This is a genomic window from Rufibacter sp. DG15C (genome assembly GCF_001577755.1).
In the GTDB taxonomy this organism is placed as follows: domain Bacteria; phylum Bacteroidota; class Bacteroidia; order Cytophagales; family Hymenobacteraceae; genus Nibribacter.
Genome location: NZ_CP010776.1, coordinates 2,942,369 through 2,960,469, shown reverse-complemented (window position 1 = coordinate 2,960,469; position 18,101 = coordinate 2,942,369). Strand labels below are relative to the sequence as shown.

Genomic DNA, 18,101 nt, shown 5'->3' with positions numbered 1-18,101 from the left:
AACCAAAGACCTTTTACGCATTAATGAAGACGGGGTGTATCATATTCTGGAAAGAATAAATTTCATTCCATTTCTCCTGCGTGATTAATTTGCGCTCCATCACCACAATATCATGGATGGACTTGCCGGTAGCCAGCGCCTCTTTGGCAATGGACGCCGAAGTCTCATACCCTAGGATAGGGTTCAAAGCGGTTACGATCCCTACGCTGCGCATGACCATGGCCTGGCAGTTCTCCACGTTGGCTTTGATACCGTCCACGCATCTGGTGCGCAGCGTAATCAAGGCATTGGTCATGTAGTTAATGGAGGTGAAGATACTGAAGGCAATGACCGGTTCCATGACGTTGAGCTGCAGCTGCCCGGCCTCGGCGGCCATGGTCACGGTTAGGTCAGCGCCAATCACATAGAAGGCCGTCTGGTTGACTACTTCGGGGATGACGGGGTTTACTTTGCCCGGCATGATGGAGGAGCCCGGCTGCATGGCTGGCAAAGATATCTCAGCTAGGCCCGCCCGCGGCCCCGACGATAGCAAGCGCAAGTCATTACAGATCTTGGAAATCTTGATGGCGCTGCGCTTGAGCATGCTAGAGATGTGCACATACGTCCCCATGTCTGAGGAAGCCTCCACCAAGTCCTCGGCCAGCACCATGGGCAGGCCCGTCAACTCTGCCAGGTACTTCACGCATAAAACAGGGTATTCTTCTGGGGCGTTGATGCTGGTGCCAATGGCGGTGCCGCCCATATTGCACTCTGTGAGCTTGCGCTGGGCTTCGCGGAGGCGTTTTAAATCGTCTTTTAAGGTGGTGGCAAAGGAGTTAAACTCCTGCCCCAGTGACATAGGCACCGCGTCCTGCAACTGGGTGCGGCCCATCTTCAAGACCTCGGCAAACTCCACAGCCTTGGCTTTAAACGATTTGCGCAAATCTGAGAGCGCGTCAATATACAGGTTCAGTTTAAAGTACAAGCACAGCATGACTGCCGTGGGGTAGGTATCATTGGTAGACTGTGAGAAGTTAACGTGGTTGTTGGGGTGCAGGAACTCATACTGCCCTTTGGCATGGCCCATGTACTCCAACCCGATATTGGCAATGACCTCGTTCACGTTCATGTTCACCGATGTCCCGGCGCCGCCCTGGATAAGGTCAGTCAGGAACTGGTCCTGGTACTTGCCGGCTATGAGTTCATCACAGGCAAAGACAATCGCCTCGGTGATCTTGGCATTCAGCACGCCGCAGTCATGGTTGGCCAGCGCGGCTGCCTTCTTCACATAGGCAAAGGCCTTGATAAAAAACGGTTCTTGCGCATTGGTGATGCCCGTAATGTTGAAGTTTTCTAGAGCCCTAAGGGTTTGCACGCCATAATATGCGTGGGCCGGAATTTCTTTTTCGCCTAGAAAGTCATGTTCAATTCTAACAGTTGGTGCCATAGGTTTGCCTTTGATTTGCGGAGTACCATTACGGGTACCTGTGGTAACATACCCTTTTTCTGATAGATGGGTTTTACTGCCTGCTACTAATGGGCCTTGAGCCGTTTTTGGCCTGATTTCTGGAAACCAGGCCAAAAACGGTTAAGCCTCCTTTTACTAGTATTCAGGAGGCATGAATTTTAATTATCGCGTTGTTGAACTCAAGGTAAATCCATGCCCAACGTTAGATTTATTTATAGAAAACTGTAACTTCGTCAAGAAACTACTTTACATAAGTAAGACTATAACTTTACCGGATCCGCACTGTAGCTCTCACTCTCCTAACAACTTGCTTTCTCTTTGGTACTGCTTTAGGCCTTTGTATGAAAAAAACCTCTACGCTTCCCTCTTGTTTATTGCTAGCCTTAGGACTTTCCTGGGTGAATCCTGCTTCTACACAGGCGCAGAACGGCCCCACCTCCACTATTGCCAGCTTTGACAAAAGCCTGGTGAACTGGTACAACCTAAGCCCCGAAGTGGAGCAAGTGCAAGGCGTCAGCGTGAACCGTGTGTACCAGGAATTACTGCCCACCCGCACGCCCAAACGCAAAACGGTGGTGGCCGTCATTGACAGCGGCATTGACATATTGCATGAGGACCTGCAAGGCCGCATCTGGACCAATCCCAAAGAAGTGGCTGGCAACGGACTGGATGATGACGCCAATGGCTACATTGATGATCTGCACGGTTGGGGATTTCTGGGCAATGCCAAAGGAGAAGACATCAAGTTTGAGACCTATGAGTTTGTCAGGATTTTGCGTAAGCTGGCCCCTACTTACAGCCAATACACTTCCCTGCAAAAGGTGCCCACCGCCAAACAAGCAGAATACAAACAATATGCAGCCGCCAAGAAAGCCTTTGACGAGGAACTAGCCAAACAACAAAAGAACAAGCAGTCCCTCATGGAGTTCAACCAAGTGTTGGGCAAAGTAGAAGGTATCATTGCCCAGCATTTAGATAAAAAAGATTTTACCTTGGCAGAACTCAAAGCCATCACCGCTGCTAATGAAGATGTCTTGCGCGCCCGTGCCTGGCTGATAGGCAGGTATGAGCTTGGATACACGCCCTACTCTTTCCACCACATGCTGGAGATGAGCGATGTTTTCCTGAACCAGCACCTCAACCTGAGTTATGATCCCCGCAGTACCATCATAGGTGACAACCCCGAAGACATCCAGGACCGCCGCTATGGCAACAACAACGTCACAGGCCTCCGCCCTGACCATGGCACTCCGGTAGCCGGTGTCATTGCTGGCGTGCGCAACAACCAAATAGGCATTGACGGAATTGCCCAAGACGTGGAAATCATGGTACTGCGTGCCGTTCCCCAAGGCGATGAGCGCGACAAGGATATTGCACTGGCCATTCGGTATGCCGTGGACAACGGGGCGCATATCATTAACATGAGCTTCGGGAAGAGCTTCTCTGCCCAGAAAAGCTTGGTAGATGAAGCCACCGCCTACGCCGAAAGCAAGAACGTGCTCATAGTGCACGCCGCCGGCAATGACGCCTCTAACATTGACGAAGCCGCCAACTTCCCCTCCAAAAAAAGAAGCAACGGTACCTTGGCCAGCAATTGGCTGGAGGTAGGTGCCAACGCCCGTCTCTTAGATGAAAACCTCTGCGGCGAATTCTCCAATTACGGCAAATTGACGGTGGACCTGTTTGCGCCCGGCGTAGAGATCATTTCTTTGGCCCCCGGCAACCAATACAACAAAATGGACGGCACCAGCTTTGCCAGCCCCGTAGTCTCAGGCGTCGCCGCCTTGGTGTGGGCCTATTATCCAGAACTGACGGCCGTGGAGTTGAAAGAAGTGTTGCTAGCCTCTACCGTGCAGCATCCTAAACAGAAGGTCTACCAGCCCAACCTAGCTTCGGCCAACAAACGGAAAATTGCTTTCGCAGCACTGTCAAAAACCGGCGGTATTGTGAATGCCTACCAAGCCATGCTGCTGGCAGAAAAGAAAGCCGCGGAGAAAGGAGTTAAGAATTAGAGAGCAGGCGTTTTTGGCTTAATTTCTGGAAATGAGGCTAAAAACGAGTCTTGAGGATTTTCTCCTTGTCTCTTAGCAGTTAAGCTTTGGGCTGTCTCATTTGCCTTTAAGTTGCTGAACAGTCAATGCCTCTTATAGCTTATTTTTAGTTTTTACAATTCTCCCTGCTTTGGTAAACCAATTATAGTTTGCCAACTTGCCTAACAACTCCTTATCGGCCAAAGGCTTATGCGCCAATTTTTACTGCTTTTCATTCTTTGCTTAATTTTCATTTCCCCCGCGTTTTCACAAACAATTGAATTTGAGTGGAACAGGACGTTTGGCATCCCTTTTTATGGGCCATCAGACATCACCTTGGATGAAGACAAGAATATGTATGTCTTGGATTATGGAAGAATCTGCAAATATGACTATGAGGGTAATCTCCTAAAGAAGACAAGACTTAAAAACGCGGACAGCTCTAACTATTATCCAGCTTTTCATAGAGACCTAGAGGGAAACTTCTACGTGATCAACTATACGTTAGGTAAAATTCAAAAATTCAACCCCTCAGGTGATGTACTTCATCAATTTGGTCAAATAGGTTCTGGTCCAGGTCAATTTAATAATCCCTTAGGATTAGCCCTTGACGCCCAGAAAAACATCTATGTAGCAGATACAGAAAATGGTCGTATTCAGAAGTTTACTGCCACGGGCACTTTCCTTTTTGAGTATAAGCTCCCGCCTACAGAATATCACGTACTGCCTGCCTATAACAACCCAGTCTCTATCCAAATAGACTCAAAAGGCATCATTCATATTTTAACCATTGGGTACAGGCTCTTCAAGGTTGACGCAACCGGTCAGCTATTAGATATTTACGATCTATTAAACAATGGATACAGTCCTCTTCAATTCAAAAATACCATTGCGCTAGACCAGGAAGACAATATTTATTTCTCTGATGCCATCAGGCGGTCTGTACATAAACTTGACAGCAAAGGGAGACTGCTTTTTTCTATAGGTAGCTTTGAAGATTCAACGTTCAACAATGAGGGTAGAATAGCTCTTACTGTCACTAAAACGGGCGAGCTGTTCACCATGCAACTACCCGGCATTTATAATCAGCAAACTGTCAAGAGTTACTCTCCTTTGGGTAAACCCATCAAGCAATGGGGCAACTCCCTCATGATCAAGGACCTTACAGAAGATCAGCAGGGCAATTACTATGTCCTTAACTATACGCCAAATGCTGGAACCAACATCCAAAAGTTCAACCCCCTCGGTCACCGGTTGTTTACCATTTCTTATTCTTCAGAATATGGCGAAACCATACCCTCTACAGACATTGAAGTAGATGCAAAAGGCAATCTATATTGTTTGAACAGTACAAACAACAATTCCAGAATCGTAAAATTCAACGGTGAGGGAAAGTTTATCACCACCTATACTAACTTTGCCAGCAACCCTAATTTTAATAATTTCTCAGATTTAGATATTGATGTACATGGCAACATGTATCTGGTTGATTATACTAATTCAATTATCCAGAAACTTGACCCTGCCGGCAAGCCAATTGCCTCTTTTTCTGGGTTGGTAGACAGGCCTCATACCATAGGGGTAGACAAACTGGGCCACATGTACGTGATAGACTACGGCAATCGAATTCAGAAACTGAATCCTTCAGGCGAGGTTCTGGCTCAATTGTCACCCAAAACTACTTATAACACAGGGTCAGTAAACACTACGATTGAGTTTGACGACAAGCTGAACGTGTATGTGAATGAAGGGGATATAAATGTTTATGATGCTTCAGGCAGGTTTATTCAAAAACTAGAAGGGCTAAGTCCCTTGCCTAATATGTGGCCTCAAAGATTTTCCATTGACAAAGCCGGAAGCAGATTACTCATTTCCCGGGGTTCTTATGTGGACGAGTACCTATCAGAAAATTCACCGCGCCAAGCCTTCATCATTGGGAAGCTATTTGATGATGACAACAGAGACTGTGCCTTGGGTAGTCAAGAAAAAGCATTGCCGCAAGTACTAGTGGTGGCAGAGCCGGGCCCTTTCTACGGCATCTCTGACAAGCAGGGCAATTACATCATCCCCGTAGACACGGGAAGCTACAGAGTCAGGTCTATTTTAAAGGATGAGCCGGGGCAAACGGCTATTCCCATTTGCCCCCAACCCTCTACCAAGCCAGTCATAGTAGATACCTACGGAAGTAAGATTCAAGGTCCTAATCTGGGTCACTCAGTTATAAACCGTCCCATGTTGACCGTTTATGTGTCATCAGACAGGCGGCGGCGTTGCTTTAGAAACACCACTACCGTAACATATTCCAACGTAGGGTACGGTGGAGCGCAAGGATCAAAAGTCATGGTGCAGCTACCGCCAGAAGTTATTCTTATCTCTGCCTCCTTTCCGTTCACTAAAGACAACAAAGGCAACCATGTTTTTGAGGTGGGAGACCTTGCACCTAATACAGAAGGAAAAATAACCATCACAGACTCCGTATCCTGCGCAGACCCTGCCCTAAGAGGCCTTACTGTCTGCACCAAAGCCTGGATTACGCCATCTAACACCTATCCTTCGCCGGTTATGGTTGGCCTGGCAGATGTGGCCGTAGAGGCACTATTGACGTCTGCGACGGACACCAGAGTTGTGCTCACAAACAATGGCCCAGGAAACATGCCTGACAGCCTGTCCTTCAGAATTTTGCAGGACGCTACACTATCCTTCACTGGGCGGTACAAACTTGCCGCCGGTGACAGCCTGGTGTTGCAGGTACCCGCAGATAAACGAGTGATCAGGGTAGAGGCAGACCAACCAAAAGGCCATTTATTCAAAACATTTGCCAGCGCCAACCTAGAAGTGCCTAGTTTAAACGATGGCATTCCTTCTCCAATCATGAGCGCCCTGCCCCCCGACGATCCCGAGCCAGAGGTCAGCGAGCAGTGCCTGCCCATCATAGACTCGTATGACCCTAATGACAAGCAAGTCATTCCCGCGGGCCTCACCTCAGAGCACTACACCCCCACCAACACACCTTTACGCTACACCGTCCGCTTCCAAAATACAGGCACAGACGTAGCGTACCGGGTGGTAGTAGTAGACACACTTTCTGCTGACCTGGACATCAGTACCCTTAAAGTTGGCGCAGTTTCGCACCCCTACCGGCTGTCAGTGACCGGAAAAATACGTCCTGTGCTCATGTTCACCTTTGATAACATCATGTTGCCAGACAGTGCCACAGACTTGGCGGGTAGTAATGGTCAGTTGCAGTTTAGCATAAAGCCAAAAGCAAATCTGCCGGAGAAGCACCTGATTGAGAACTTGGCGGACATCTTCTTTGACTACAATGAGCCTGTGCGTACCAATACCACCGTCAATAGGGTATATGACATGCCAGTAGTAATGAGTGACAATCAGTTGGTGGCTAAAAACGTAATTGCATCCCCACGTATTATGAGTTTCTGGCCGGGGGCTGGTAAACATGGCAGTGAAGTGACCATCACCGGCACCAAGTTCATAAGAGAGGCCGCCAGTAACCAAGTGTATGTTAACGGAGCTCCGGCTCAAATCCTGGAGGCCTCTGATACCTTCCTTAGGATAAAAATACCCGTTGACGCTTACACCGGAAGGATAAAAGTAGTCACCCCAGACGGCGCGACATTAAGCCAAGAAGACATTACCGTGTACCAACCACCAGTAGTTACCGGCCTAAGCTCAACTGAAGGAATTGTAGGTGCTGAAGTGACCATTATTGGAGAGCATCTTAGACCAGATTTACTAGAGAGCATCACCCTAGGTACTTTTCCGTGCCAGATTGCAAGATACCCCAACAACGGAGTGATTATTTCCATTCCGCAGGGAGCAACCAGCGGCGTGTTTACCGTTTATTCCAAAGGCGGAACTGCCAAGAGCAATGCGTATAGGGTTTGGCAAATGCCTTCCCTTACAGGCTTTGACAAAACCAGACAGCGCGTAGGCGGCAACGTAACCTTGCAAGGCATACACTTCGCTCCAGAGGTAGGACGTAACCAAGTGCTTTTCGGGGACAAAGTGGCCAAGGTGGTGAGCGCCCAAGAGCAACAAGTAACTGTGCAGGTGCCCGCAGGCGCAGTATCAGGAATGGTAAAAATCACTACGCCCGGCGGAAACTCCAGCAAACCCTTTGAGGTCATTCCTGCCCCAGTGATTACTGAAGTCCTCCCTACTTCTGCCAGCGTAGGAAGCGTGGTGGAATTGAAAGGGATTCACTTCCTAACCTTGGGACAGCAAGACACCATTAGCTTTGGAAATGTAAAGGCTGAGGTTTTGAATGCTTCGTCAACCGTTCTTAAAGTGAGGGTGCCCAAAGGAGCCATGAGTGGGTCTGTTTCTGTTGCCGGCATTGGCGGAAGTGCCAAGGCAGATTTTGCTGTATTGCCGCTCACGCCGCAAGAATCTATTGAGGTCTTCCCTTCCCCTAATCAAGGCACGTTCACCATTGACTTCCTTAAAGCCGACTTTGATGTGCAATCTGTGCAGATGCTGGACAAGACCGGAAGAACTTTTCATAGCCAAATGGTCAAAGACCACCAAGTCACCAAACTAGAGATAGACCTGCCGCAAGCGCCGGCAGGCTTGTACGTGTTGCTGATCAAAACGGCGCAGGGAACCGTGACTAAAAGGGTAGTGATTCAATAGCGAATCCTGACCTTGCTAAGCTTGAATACAGCTGACTTTCAGGATCCCCTTGTTCACCCATATCATTCATTGGGCGAACAAGGGGATTCTTTGTAAAGCCAAAGCTTTCATTTTTAGCCTGTTTTCTGGAAAAGAGGCCAAAAACGAATGCCTCTTACACATATTTTCTTTCCTTAAGAATCCCGACCTTTGCGGCAAGATGTCCGTGAATCCTTCCCTTTCCCAGTTACCAGACCTGCCTGTCAAAGAAGCGCTTCCGGCGTTAATGGAGGCCTTGGCAGCTAATACGCGCGCCGTACTGGAGGCGCCGCCGGGTGCCGGTAAAACCACGCTGGTTCCGCTAGCTTTATTGCAGGCAGCCTGGCGCGCAGACGGCAAGATCCTGATGTTGGAACCTCGTCGGCTGGCCGCTAGAGCCGCCGCCCAGCGCGTGGCAGATATCTTAGGTGAAGCGGTGGGACAAACGGTGGGCTACTGGGTGCGGCTAGAACATAAGGTCTCAGACAAAACCAGAATTGAAGTAGTCACCGAAGGCATCTTGACCCGGCTCATTCAAGCTGACCCCGGCCTGGAAGGCATTGCCGCCATCATCTTCGACGAATTCCATGAGCGGAGCCTGGCCGCAGACACGGGTTTGGCCCTAGCCTTGGATGCGCAAGCGGTCCTCAGGCCAGACTTACGCCTATTGGTCATGAGCGCCACCTTAGACGCCACGGGAGTGGGTGCTTGGCTAGAAGCGCCTGTAGTGAGAAGCGAGGGCCGCATGTACCCGGTAGAGACGTTTTACCTATCTCCCGCAGAGGTGGCCGCTGCTGGCACCCGGGCGCCAGAGCGCTTACCCAACCTTGCCCCGAAGGCGATTAGGCAGGCGCTAACCAAACATACCACTGGAGATATACTGGTGTTTTTGCCAGGCATGGGCGAAATGCGACGCGTGGCGCAATTACTGGAAAGCACGCTACCTGAAGCCACTCAACTGCATTTACTGCACGGTGATTTGACCCTGAGCCAACAGTTGGCAGCCATTCAACCCGCCCCCTTGGGTATAAGGAAAGTAGTGTTGGCCACCAGCATCGCGGAGACCAGCTTAACCATTGAGGGCGTAACTATAGTGATAGACGGTGGTTATGCCCGGGTGCCCAAATTTGTGCCGCGCAACGGCCTAACCACCTTGTCTACAATCCAAGTCTCGCGGGCCACCGCAGACCAACGCCGTGGCCGCGCAGGACGATTAGGTCCTGGCATCTGCTATAGACTCTGGACTGCAGCCGACCAACTACAACTACCAGAACGCCAAGCCCCCGAAATCTGTGAGGCAGACCTTTCCAGCCTCGCCTTGGAACTGGCTATTTGGGGAGTGAAAGATGCCAACCAACTAAAATGGCTGGACACCCCACCTGCCGCCGCTTTGGCGTTGGCCCGTGATTTATTACTAAGGCTAGAAGCCATAGATGCTCAGGGCAATCCTACCCCGCATGGCAAAGCAATGGCTGCATTGGGCTTGCCTCCTAGGTTGGGGCATTTGGTACTGCAAGGCCATGCCTTAGGTGCCGGTGCAACTGCTTGTGCCCTGGCCGCTTTGTTGGCTGACCGGGATATCCTAAAACCCCAGGCTGGTGGTTTCACCGAGCCTTTGCCAGACTTAGCCTTACGATTGGAGATCCTGGATTATAAACGCCCCCCCACGCCTGGGTTTGTCATAGATGAAAATGCGTTAAGGAGAGTTAAGGAACAAGCCCAGCACTTGCGCCAGCGCATCAAAGAAACTCAAAAGTCATTGCAACCAGACAAAGCTGGAATATTAGCGGCCTTAGCTTACCCAGACCGCTTGGCCCAAAGAGAGTCAACGGGAAGGGTGCGTCTGGTGACCGGTCAAAAAGCTACTTTGTCCACAGAGCTCTTCACCGAGGCTGAGTTCTACGGAGTGGCGCACTTGGAGATTGGTGCCAGGTCAAGAGTGCTGTTGGCCGCCCCCATTGACAAGGCCGAGATTCTCACGCATTTCAAACACCAATTAGAAGAGGTGGAAGAAGTGAAATGGGATACCACCACTGAGAAAGTCACAGCCCGCAAATTTACGAGACTGGGCGCTTTAGTATTGGAAGAAAAGCTCGTCACTAATCCAAACGGTGAGTTAGTCAATCAAGCCTTGTTGCAGGCTTTGCAGGAAAAAGGTATAGAGCGTTTGCCTTGGCCCAAAGAAGCCACCCAGTTAAAGGAGCGTTTGGCTTTTCTACACGTTTTGGATTCAACTAATTGGCCAGACGTTTCAGATAGCAAGCTGCAGGAAACCATGCATGAATGGTTGGCTCCTCACCTGGTTGGCCTGAAATCATTGGACCAAGTAGCGCGCCTAGATTTCACCGAAATCCTTCTCACGGATTTTACCTGGGAACAGCGTCAGGAGTTAGACCGTTTAGCACCGTCACATTTAGAGGTGCCCACTGGCTCAAGAATAGCCTTGGACTACTCAAACCCAGAGGCTCCGGTGTTGGCAGTGCGCCTGCAAGAGATTTTCGGGATGCTGGACACGCCCAGGATTGGCGGCGGCAAAGTGCCCTTGCTGGTACATTTGCTATCGCCGGCCATGCGCCCAGTGCAGGTGACTCGTGATTTAAGAAGTTTCTGGACTACGGGCTATTTTGACGTGCGTAAAGATTTACGCGGCCGCTACCCCAAACACCACTGGCCCGAAGACCCGCTCACAGCCCCGCCTACCCGGCGCACCAAGAACCGACCAGCCTAACTACCCCTGTCTAAAATCATATTTCAGATAGAAACCGTTTTTGGCCTCTTTTCTGGGAAAGAGGCCAAAAACGGTTTGGCTTAATTAGTTTGTGACGTGTATTAAAACAGAAAGGGGAAGCCGCTTTGGCCTCCCCTTTCTGTTTATGATGGATTGAGATTATAAACCTCCGCGTGTGCCGGAAGTTTTCTCGCCTTCGTGTCCTTTTACTTTCACAATTTTATTGTACAAACCTAGTAGCAAGAACGGAGCTGGCCACTGACCTACAAAAAGCGCCTCATCATCTTTTTTCATGATTTTAAGCGTCGCTGAAATGGCCATTGAGCCAAGCGCCGCCCATAAGAATAAATCTGATGGCAATTTAGCGGTATATTCCTCTATGGTTCTGGCCACTGGGCCTTCTCTGTGCTCTGGGTTGAAGTTGTCAGCTTTCTGCTTTAATTCTCTGGCTTCGTTTTTTAAGTCTCTTGCTTCCATAGTATTTATAGGTTAAGATTCGGTATGCCTATAAAAACGAAGGAGCCCGTATATGGTTTACAAAAAAATACAATTACCAATTATATTTGAACCGCGGCCTCTGCCATGCGCAAGGTAAACACGGGGGTTTCCTCGTACCTGGAGGCTACAATTACTTGCGTGTTTTCTGCCTGCGCCTCAAACAATTCCTTCACCAGGTTAGGGCAGTTATTCTCCTTAGACAAATGAGACAACAACACGTGGCTCATATGGTCTGGCTTGCAGGTGGTGAAAAGCGAAAGGGCCTCCCGGTTAGACAAGTGGCCGTGACCACCCCTGATGCGGTTCTTGAGGTAGTAAGGATAGCGGCCACTTTCCAGCAGATGCTCACAGTAATTAGCCTCCAGAAAAGCCACATGGCACTGGCTGAAATGGCGCATGAGGTTCTGACAAGCCCTTCCTATATCCGTGAATACCCCTATTTTATATTCTTGGCAGGCCACCACAAAGCTATGAGGATCTGCGGCGTCATGCCATTTAGAAAATGCCGTAATGGTTAGGTCACCCACTTGGATGGGTTCTTCTGCTAGGAATGAGATTGTCTCAATGGCTTCTGTGCGAAGGTAACAATTCTGCAAGGTGGCTGGGGTGATGTAAACCGGAAGTTGGTATTTCCTGGCCAGCACCGCCACGCCTCTAATATGGTCTGAATGTTCATGCGAGACAAAAATGGCCTTCACTTTGCTCATTCTCAACCCCAGACGCACCATGCGCCGCTCGGTTTCGCGGCAAGAGATGCCTGCGTCTATGAGGACTGCCTCCTGGTCATTGCCCACATAATAGCAATTGCCGTTGCTCCCCGAATTTAGTGATGTAAAATGTATACTCATGCTCTTGCAAAGTAACCAAAAGACACTTGCTTAATCTACTATATAGAAAACCCTAATATTAAGAATTCCTTTTTCGCTCTGCTGATTCTACTTAAGTTAATAAGGACAGCTCTTAGTAATATTTTCCACAAGCCTGGATAAGGCTTTAGAGGATCAAAAGGCTAACTCATTTTAGTGTATTTTTGTGAGCTGAACCCAAGCTCCGCCCTTTTGGCTTCACGCGTGACTATGTTTTATTGGGCTGCTTTCTTATGAATCAAAAAGAGAAAATCCTCTACGCATTGCTGTTACTGTTTTTTATTTCTCTGTTCACTGGGAGCTTAGCTGCCTACTCTAGTATCGCCACAGGTGCCTTGTTTCTGTATGGGTTCTTTTTCAACTCTTTGAGTGAGAAGTGGCAATTACTGAAAGAGCGGAAGCATATTTTAGCGATGCTGGTTTTCTATGGTTTTCTGGTAGTAAGTGTGTTGCTCTCAGAGGACAAAGACTCGGGGCTGCACCATTTAAAGCTCAGGCTTCCGCTATTGCTGCTGCCCCTTGGTGTTGGCTTACTAGATCTGCGCCGAGAATTCATTGATAAGGTACTTCTTTCTTTCGCCACCATTACGTGTTTGGTGCTCTTCATTTGTTTGTTGTCGAGCATCTACTTTTCAGGTTTTTTTGCTAAACCTGAATTCTTGTACAATGATGCCTTGACCGTCATCCTTGAGAGGCAGTCCATTTATATTGCCTTACTCGTCAATATCTCCATCTTCATCTTTGCCCGCGCCATTTTCTACTCCAATCACAAGCATAAGGGATTGCTGACGCTGGGCACACTTTTCTTATATGGGATTGCCTATCTGTTGGCCAGTAGAATCATGTTTGCCTGGCTTTTGGTGGTCACCACTGGCTTCAGCTTTTACTATGTAGTTAAGCACCGTAAGCTTTTGGAAGGCTTGACCTTAGTGCTTGGTTTGGTGATTGGCACTGTAGTGGTTAACAAAACGCTGCCACTCACTTTTAACCGTTACAAGGAAGTAGCCTACAGCAGTTTCAAGTTTGAAAACATGGGCCGTGAGAGCCACTACAACATGCAAATCACCGAGGACCAATGGAATGGCGTCAATTTTAGATTAGCCGTTTGGACCTGCGGAATGGAGCTCTTCAAGGAGAACCTGGTGCTAGGCACTGGCTTGGGCGACAAGGACGCTGCGTTAAAGGAAAAATATGCCGAGAAGAACTTCCAATATGCCATCCAAACAGACCGGAACGTGCATAGCAACTACATTGACATCCTGTATAGCTTGGGTTTGGTGGGGATGTTGCTATTTGCATTGAGTTGGATTGGTTTGCCAATTCTGCAAGCTCTTAAATCCCAAAATGGACTGGCAGTTCTAGTAGTTCTCACCTTTGCCGCCGCATGGGTTTCAGAGGTCTACTTTGCTAGAAGCATAGGTGCTACGTTGACTGGTTTCTTTTTACCTTTTCTCCTTTTAGTTCTTCCGCCAGAGAAAGACAGCATAGTGTTGAATGATTTTGATGATTTAAAATAAGTATTCAAGTAAGTACCACCAAAAGCAGCCTCCTGATTCTGTTTTTAAAAGAAATCAATTTCCGTTTTTGGCCTATTTTCTGAAAAATAGGTCAAAAACGGGAAAGCCACTAGCATACCTATTTAGGTGCTAGTGGCTTTTTCATTAAGTTTAGGCGAACTACATATGGTTACCTTTCATAAGGTAATTGGTAATTGCCTTTTAATCCTTACAGAATTATGACTATTCGCTCTACCACAAAGCTACCCTGATTTTTTCAGAAGTCGGGCCAGTACTTTATCCAACTGAAATCCAGAATCAACTCTAGCTAGTTATTAAGAACAGTAAGATGAAAGTTTCTGATTTAAAGGCAAATACCTGCAGTCTACTTTTTAATGAAGTTGAATGCTTTGAATGCGACACTCTTCAGGTATTTATTCTTTTTAACTACTGATATCATTCCTTTGCCCAATCTGCTATTGAAAGGAAATTTGTAGATCAATTGAAAATCTAAGGAAGGATTATCTAATACCACGCCGGGGCCATTTGCATTTGTTAGACTAAAAACTTCAGAAGCATACTGAGCATAAAAAGCACTATGTTTCTTGCTCAAATACTCATATAACACTAGCATCTTCACACTGGAAACATCTCTTATCATAGAATCTTTTCTAACTCTATAATGGAAAAGTACCTCAGGAAGTACTACCCCATTAAGGCCACTCCCTAAAAGGGAAATAACGCTCTCATAGTCCTCTAACCCTTGGAAAGGCATTTTGCCATCATTCAGGCCCGCATGTAGGAATGAAGCCTTTTTATATACCAGTGAACTTGAGTTGATAAGGTTGTGGTATAAGATCACTGGCGGTTCTGGAGAAAAAGTCGGCCACACTTTGGTAGAGTCTCCAAAGTACTGAGTCCAAGCCCCTACGAAATGCACATTTGCGCATTGCTTTAGGACATTTAACGCCTTAGAGAAATATTCTGGTGCTACTGTGTCATCTGCGTCTAAGAAAGCGATGAATTTACCCTTGGCATTCTTGGCCCCAATATTCCTGGCAGCCGCTAACCCGCTGTTTTTAGTATCAATAACTGTACAATCTTTGGCCTTTCTAAATTTATCAAGCACTTTAAGACTTTTAACGTCCGTGCTACCATCATTTACAATCAGAATCTCCTTTTTTACATTCGCAGACTTTCTGACGGAAGAAATTGTTTCTTCTAAATAGGCACCAAGATTATAAAAAGGAATGATGACGGTGAGCAGTTCAGCACTCCCTGTTGAGTCGTCTATGCTAGAAAGAATTGGTGAAAAATTCTTTCTAGTCCTCACAAATGGGAAGTTAGAACCTTTGGGTTCCTTTACTACCAATTCTTTCACAAGCTTCATTTTCTTTTCGTAAATGGCTTGAAGGTTGTAATGGTCCTTTACTTTTTTGACGGCATTGGTGATAACAACTTTTCTGTCTTTTTCAGAAAGGGAAAGAATATGATTTAACTGAGCCGAAAAGGTTTCTGGATGGTTGTGGTCAAATAGGAATCCATCTTTGCCATTCTCAATAACCTCTGAATGTCCTCCCTGTTTTGAGGCCAACACCACTTTACCCAAGGCCATCATCTCAAACACTACATAGGGCAGATTATCATTCATGCTAGGTATGAGTACCACCTTAGCAGTTGAAAGCCTGTGTTTAATCTGACTTGGCGGAATTTTATCTTCTAACTTAAGTAGACCTTTCTCAATGTACTGTTTATATTTTTTTCTAAAAATGTCACCCATGGTCTTTCCTTCAGGGTGATACACAATATCTTGACCACCAATTAAAACCAATGGTTCATTGAATCCTTCATCCCATAACTGCTTAAAGTACGTTAGCAGAATAGAAGCCCCCTTTTGGAAGGTAAGCTTCCCAAAAAAGATAATCTCATTGGGTAAACTTGACCCACCTACATTACTTCTTCCCTTTGTTTGATCATCAAATGGATTGGGGACAACAAAGACATTCTTGTTTGTTAAGGTAAAACGACTTGTCAGTTCATTCACCATGAATTGGCTAGGAGAAATTAACAGATTAGCTCCCTGCAGGCAGAACCTCTCCATTTCACAAACCCAATAATTAGGATATTTATACTGGAGCACATGATTGTACTCCATATAAAGAAAAGAGGGAGAATGCATTGTGATGACCACTGGAATATCCTGACACCAGTGGTATCTCAAATATTTAAATTGCAACAGGTAGTAGGCAATACCTAAGTATTCTTGTGCCTCAATCACATCAGGCTGGCCCTCTGCCAAAACAAAATCTTTGACAATTTGAGCAAACTCATAACTAATGTTGGCCACATGCCCTAAAAAGCCAGAAGACTTAGTTTTTGAAGGGTTAAACCTTACTATCCTAACATCTTCTTTAAAGGTGATGTCAACATTATTTACAGAGGAATCATTTATAAATACAGTAACACTGTGACCATTGGCCTTCAGCATTTTTGCTGTAAAATAACAATAAGTACTAATGCCTCCCCCAAAAAAAGGAGGAAACTCAGTAGTGAGTAGCCAGTAATTCAATTTAAATATTTAATATAGTTCTTATTAAAAAGAGACTTAAGTGTTCGCTTACCAGTGACCACCTTTATAACATGACCAACTCTTTTAAACCAAAGCGGTAAAACCTCATACTCATTTGTATAAAATTTCAATACTTCTTCATATTGCTTGGTATTACGCAAGACTCTCAAATACTCTCTATTGGCAAGTAATTCCTTCTCATAGTTATAATTAATCACCTTTAATTTTCTAATTTCCTGCCTTTCTGATTTGATTATTAAAAGGCTATTATAAAGAATTGGATTACTAATTTTAAATCGTTCTTCAGTTTTACCTAATATAGAAACCAGATTGCTCTCCTCTAACCCTAACGCACCATTAACAAATACATCCTCCTCTACCCTGCCATGCAAAAGGTAATTCTCAACGTAATGATTTTCAATATATTCCAATGAAATAGAGGACGCTTCATGTAATATATCCCGCAGAGGAATATAATGTATTTCAACAGTATTTGATGGTTCTAACGCAAGTTCTAGGTTTATGGCATCACTTATCAAAGACAAGGTAGGAGTTTCTACTTCTTCAGAAGCCAAATACATGTAAGGCTTGCAATTGGAGGAGGAGAACAACGGATGAAACAAAATATTAAGGATTAACTTCTCCTCTTTCAAAGAGCGGACAAATTCCTCAATTTGAGACTCAGTATGTCCGTCAACTTGGAAACAAAGTGCAAAGCTTTCACAATTATCATTAAAATCCTTTGAAGAATAAATAAAGGCAAGTAAGCCTTGTAATAATTGGACATCTACTTTTATGACGAAAACATACTTTATCCCAGGATAAAAATATCTATCCTTTTTAGAAAAGTCAAACTCATTAAGGATAATTGCAACCCTATTAAGCATTATATACCTTTAATTTTAAAGCTACTATTATTCATTATCCAACTTAAAATCCTTTCCCAAGAATGCGCGTATGTTCCATTGTCATTATCTAGGACATTCCCTTTCTCTAAAGAAGACCTAATTGTTAGCGGGTTGTGTTTAGAAAAGAAATCTTCATATATTTTAGACCTTACCCAGAACATGGTTCCACCTACAAAAGTATAGTCTTTAATTTTAAATCTATAATCATTCAATAGTTCCAATAATATAGAGGCATTAGATCCTAAAATCTTACCGCTCCTTTGATCAAACTCATTTAAAAGTAAATCTTTATTGGCAATTAATCCTACATTATCGTTTATGGAAAACTCTCTAAGGATCTGACTAATTTTGGATGGTTCTAAAATAGATAATAGCTTTTCTCTCCAAAGCCGTCCATTAGCTGCATGAGGGCTGACTTTATCATGAATAAATATTAAATAATCAGACTTATTACCAATTTTTAAATACAAATCAATTAGAACTAACTTGCCACCTATGTCTTTCCCCACATTAGAGGAAACCGTAATTACAGAGTCTGGAAAATTAGATTTTATATTTTTGTAAAGAGAATCTTTATAAGTAGTTTCTGAACATATATTAAAATAAAAATCAACCTTCATTTCCTGCAAATTTTTAAAATAAGGAAAAAGGTCAACTAAGGAATTTTCATAGAAAAGATGACATAAAACAGAAATTGACATATAAAGCCCAACTAATCTTTTTTAAACATTACTTTGTCTTTTTCCAAAAACTAATTTATAACTACAGAAAGTAGGTTTACCTTTACTTCCTGAGATTTAATCTGCCACTTTCAAATTAAAAAAATCAGTCTTAGTGTTTGTAATGTACTTTACTAGCAATGAAAGGTCCTCTTTTCTTACTCATCAC

At 45.6% G+C, this 18,101-nt stretch carries 10 protein-coding genes; 4 read left to right on the top strand and 6 right to left on the bottom strand.

The window, feature by feature from the left end; all coding sequences use genetic code 11:
• Nucleotides 1–13: 13 nt before the first annotated feature.
• Nucleotides 14–1,426, bottom strand: coding sequence for an aspartate ammonia-lyase (gene aspA / locus TH61_RS12630; protein WP_066512839.1), 1,413 nt, complete (start codon nt 1,424–1,426; stop codon nt 14–16).
• Between the two features lie 362 nt (nt 1,427–1,788).
• Between aspA and TH61_RS12625 the strand changes: the two genes are divergently transcribed.
• The 3 genes from TH61_RS12625 (at nt 1,789) to hrpB (ending at nt 10,876) form a co-directional block, all read left to right on the top strand.
• Nucleotides 1,789–3,459 (top strand): S8 family peptidase, encoded by a 1,671-nt coding sequence (locus tag TH61_RS12625; RefSeq protein WP_066509885.1) that lies wholly within the window; start codon nt 1,789–1,791, stop codon nt 3,457–3,459.
• A 228-nt stretch (nt 3,460–3,687) separates the two neighbouring features.
• The gene (locus tag TH61_RS12620) at nt 3,688–8,130 is read left to right on the top strand and encodes an IPT/TIG domain-containing protein (protein WP_066509883.1); all 4,443 of its coding nucleotides are present in this window, start codon (nt 3,688–3,690) and stop codon (nt 8,128–8,130) included.
• 205 nt (nt 8,131–8,335) lie between these two features.
• Nucleotides 8,336–10,876, top strand: coding sequence for an ATP-dependent helicase HrpB (gene hrpB / locus TH61_RS12615; protein WP_231862218.1), 2,541 nt, complete (start codon nt 8,336–8,338; stop codon nt 10,874–10,876).
• Nucleotides 10,877–11,035: 159 nt separating this feature from the next.
• Here hrpB and TH61_RS12610 read toward each other — a convergent pair whose 3' ends face one another.
• Nucleotides 11,036–11,353: a hypothetical protein gene (locus tag TH61_RS12610; protein WP_066509878.1), complete on the bottom strand. Its 318-nt coding sequence runs from the start codon at nt 11,351–11,353 to the stop codon at nt 11,036–11,038.
• Between the two features lie 80 nt (nt 11,354–11,433).
• Nucleotides 11,434–12,222 (bottom strand): MBL fold metallo-hydrolase, encoded by a 789-nt coding sequence (locus tag TH61_RS12605; RefSeq protein WP_066509876.1) that lies wholly within the window; start codon nt 12,220–12,222, stop codon nt 11,434–11,436.
• A gap of 251 nt (nt 12,223–12,473) precedes the next feature.
• Between TH61_RS12605 and TH61_RS12600 the strand changes: the two genes are divergently transcribed.
• Complete coding sequence (locus TH61_RS12600) at nt 12,474–13,757, top strand: O-antigen ligase (protein ID WP_066509873.1); 1,284 nt, start codon at nt 12,474–12,476, stop codon at nt 13,755–13,757.
• Between the two features lie 364 nt (nt 13,758–14,121).
• Here the strand turns inward: TH61_RS12600 and TH61_RS12595 are convergent, their stop codons facing one another.
• From TH61_RS12595 to TH61_RS12585, 3 genes are all read right to left on the bottom strand, one after another.
• Nucleotides 14,122–16,224 carry a glycosyltransferase gene (locus TH61_RS12595; RefSeq protein ID WP_157600708.1) on the bottom strand — a complete coding sequence of 701 codons (2,103 nt, stop codon included), beginning with the start codon at nt 16,222–16,224 and terminating at the stop codon, nt 14,122–14,124.
• A 77-nt stretch (nt 16,225–16,301) separates the two neighbouring features.
• Complete coding sequence (locus tag TH61_RS12590; RefSeq protein WP_066509868.1) at nt 16,302–17,192, bottom strand: hypothetical protein; 891 nt, start codon at nt 17,190–17,192, stop codon at nt 16,302–16,304.
• A complete protein-coding gene (locus tag TH61_RS12585) occupies nt 17,192–17,914 on the bottom strand; it encodes a rhamnan synthesis F family protein (protein WP_066509865.1) in 723 nt (240 codons plus the stop codon). The genes TH61_RS12590 and TH61_RS12585 overlap by 1 nt, the downstream gene beginning before the upstream one ends.
• Between the last annotated feature and the right edge of the window lie 187 nt (nt 17,915–18,101).

Excerpts from the sequence above, each read along its gene's own strand:
- aspA (WP_066512839.1), bottom strand. The coding sequence starts at position 1,426 with ATGGCACCAACTGTTAGAATTGAACATGACTTTCTAGGCGAAAAAGAA.
- TH61_RS12625 (WP_066509885.1), top strand. The coding sequence starts at position 1,789 with ATGAAAAAAACCTCTACGCTTCCCTCTTGTTTATTGCTAGCCTTAGGA.
- TH61_RS12620 (WP_066509883.1), top strand. The coding sequence starts at position 3,688 with ATGCGCCAATTTTTACTGCTTTTCATTCTTTGCTTAATTTTCATTTCC.
- TH61_RS12610 (WP_066509878.1), bottom strand. The coding sequence starts at position 11,353 with ATGGAAGCAAGAGACTTAAAAAACGAAGCCAGAGAATTAAAGCAGAAA.
- TH61_RS12605 (WP_066509876.1), bottom strand. The coding sequence starts at position 12,222 with ATGAGTATACATTTTACATCACTAAATTCGGGGAGCAACGGCAATTGC.
- TH61_RS12600 (WP_066509873.1), top strand. The coding sequence starts at position 12,474 with ATGAATCAAAAAGAGAAAATCCTCTACGCATTGCTGTTACTGTTTTTT.
- TH61_RS12595 (WP_157600708.1), bottom strand. The coding sequence starts at position 16,224 with ATGCTGAAGGCCAATGGTCACAGTGTTACTGTATTTATAAATGATTCC.
- TH61_RS12590 (WP_066509868.1), bottom strand. The coding sequence starts at position 17,192 with ATGCTTAATAGGGTTGCAATTATCCTTAATGAGTTTGACTTTTCTAAA.
- TH61_RS12585 (WP_066509865.1), bottom strand. The coding sequence starts at position 17,914 with ATGTCAATTTCTGTTTTATGTCATCTTTTCTATGAAAATTCCTTAGTT.